Source organism: Eudoraea sp. (genome assembly GCF_049665975.1).
Classification (GTDB): Bacteria; Bacteroidota; Bacteroidia; order Flavobacteriales; family Flavobacteriaceae; genus Eudoraea.
In genome coordinates this window covers 1-2,525 of sequence record NZ_JBATGR010000419.1, presented here as the reverse complement: position 1 = coordinate 2,525, position 2,525 = coordinate 1, and the positions used below count along the sequence as shown (strand labels likewise).

Here is a 2,525-nt window from a genome sequence, read left to right as displayed (position 1 = left end):
CCGGGTATTAAAAATACGAGTATGTTAACAGAGACCGTATTTAAACCCTTGAGTATCGGCAAAAAAGCCAATTGGATGGCTTCCCTAAATTTTAAGCACTCTTTTACCTATACCCCTGATGCCGGTAAAGCAACTGCCATTCTTGGCAATTCTGAAAACGCTTATAACCAGGTGTGGCATTTACCTACGGCCGAAAATCCGTTTACCGGACGGGAATGGATTAACACAATTGCAAAAGAAATGAGTGTGAAACCTAAAACGCAGACAGCTACAAAGTTCATTGTAAAATTACTTGGTCTTTTTATTCCTTTGATGCGGGAAATGCCTGAAATGATGTACCAGTACGACAGAGATTATGTGTTTAATTCAGACAAGTTTAACGAGCATTTTGATTTTAAACCAACCCCCTATTTAGAAGGAATAAGGGAAATTATACAATTAGATTACAGTAAATGAAAGGTTTTATAAAAATGATTCTGAATGAGAAAAATTAATTTTTACATTGTAGTATTCCTGCTAACTTTTGTTTGTCAGTCCCAGGAATACCAGAAAACTGTTAAGCCAGATGGTCTGGATTGGCTCCCGGACAGTAGGGATGTTCAGTCGGGTGCAATCCTGGTGCCTGAAAATCATGATAATCCCGATGGCAAACAAATTCAGATTACCTACATAGTTTTAAAAGCCAAAGACAGTATTTCTGCTGCATTTCCGATGATTTTCTTTTCTGGTGGCCCGGGAGGTAATACACTGAATCAGGGTATGGTTGGTTTCTTATTGGAACACCCCATGAGAAATGAGCGCGATATAATTCTTTTTGACCAACGCGGTATCGGATATTCATCTGCCTTGCCAGATATGTCTTTTGATGCCTTTGATATAATGGCCCAAGATGCCGATGAAAAAGAGGAACTTGCCTTAACTGAAAGCATGATTCTTGAGTATAAAAAGAAATGCCAGGAACTAGACATTAGTCCGGAATATTATAATTCCATACAAAATGCGAAAGATGTAGGAATGCTTTTTAAACATTTGGGCTATAAGAAATATAATCTGTTTGGCGGCTCTTATGGTACGCGTATTGCAAGGATTGTCCAGGATATGTTCCCGGAATACATTCATTCTTCTGTACTGGATTCGCCTTCTCCGTTGAGCGGAGATTTTCTTCTTAATCGTTTAGACAGCTATTCACTGGCTTTGGGTAGAATATTCGAGTACTGTGAAAACGATCCCGATTGCAAAAAACAATATCCAAGTCTAAAAGACGATTATTTTAAAGCGATTTCGATATTGAAGGAAAAGCCATTGACAGTCACCATGAATGATTCAATAAATGTAACTATCAATGCCCAGGATGGGATCTATCTTCTGAGAAGGTTGCTCTATCAGAGTAATTCAAGAGAAAAGGCTCCAGAACTCATAAGAGCCTTCATTGAGGGAGGTGGAGAAGTGATTACTGAAGTGCTGGCATTTGAATATGAGTTAACTGGAGGCCTAAATCTCACCATGTTGTTATCAGTAGAAAAATTTGAAAATTTTAATCCGGCCAATACTGCAGCAGTGATTTTGGAGGACTACAAAAAATATCCTTTAATTCCAGTCAAACTAGGCTTTTTTGATGCTTTTTACATCGCCGGGATGAACTGGCATGCCAATAACTTACCCTTGGAAGAACGAAAATTTCATGATTCTGATGTGCCGACATTAATATTTGTAAATAGATTTGATCCTGTTACCCCTCCAAAAAATGGGCATCTTTTTCAAGAAAATTTAAGTAACGGAACACTATTAATTCTAGATGAAGGAGGGCATGGAGGTGGCAATCGGGAATGCAAAGATCAGGTTATGATAGATTTTATGAATAACCCAAATGGGCAACTTAACACCTCTTGTTTAAATATATATTTGGAGTAAAAGTCCCATTTACCTAAAATCTAAGAATCTCACACTTTCATAAACGTTCTTAATGTCATACTTTCTCAAAATGACATCTCCTATTTAAAAAGGACGTTGACTTTAAAAATATCATCCTAAGTTTCAGAAATTCCCGGATCTCAATTAGAATAAAAAATCTTAGTGTAACGTAAGGATATTTTTGTTTTGAGACTATCTTGCAATAAAATTGTTCAAAGCTTGATTTCGATAGATGCCAATACCTCACTACCCGCTCTTCAGGATTTTCTCGAAGCCAAAAACTGGCTTAATACCAATGAAAACATAAATTCTATTTCGAAACCAGGGGAAGGTAATATGAATGTTGTCCTTCGTGTTAAAACAAATCAACGTTCCTTTATTCTAAAACAATCGCGCCCCTATGTACAAAAGTACCAGGAAATTGAAGCCCCTCTTAACAGGATTGAGGTGGAACATAAGTTTTATGAGGCTGTGCAAGGACCTTACATATCGGCCCATATCCCTGCTATTTTAAATTTTGATCAAAAGAACTACCTGATACAAATGGAAGATCTCGGACAATGTCATGATATGACCTCCTGTTACGCAGACCGAAAGATATCTTTTCAAATCCT

At 37.3% G+C, this 2,525-nt stretch carries 1 protein-coding gene and 2 pseudogenes; all 3 read left to right on the top strand.

Annotated features, from left to right (window positions below; all coding sequences use genetic code 11):
- Positions 1-456 (top strand): annotated as a pseudogene (locus WBN20_RS13720) (NAD-dependent epimerase/dehydratase family protein); the annotation flags it as partial.
- 24 nt (positions 457-480) lie between these two features.
- Complete coding sequence (locus WBN20_RS13715) at positions 481-1,911, top strand: alpha/beta hydrolase (protein ID WP_424282097.1); 1,431 nt, start codon at positions 481-483, stop codon at positions 1,909-1,911.
- A gap of 219 nt (positions 1,912-2,130) precedes the next feature.
- Positions 2,131-2,525 (top strand): annotated as a pseudogene (locus WBN20_RS13710) (hypothetical protein); the annotation flags it as partial.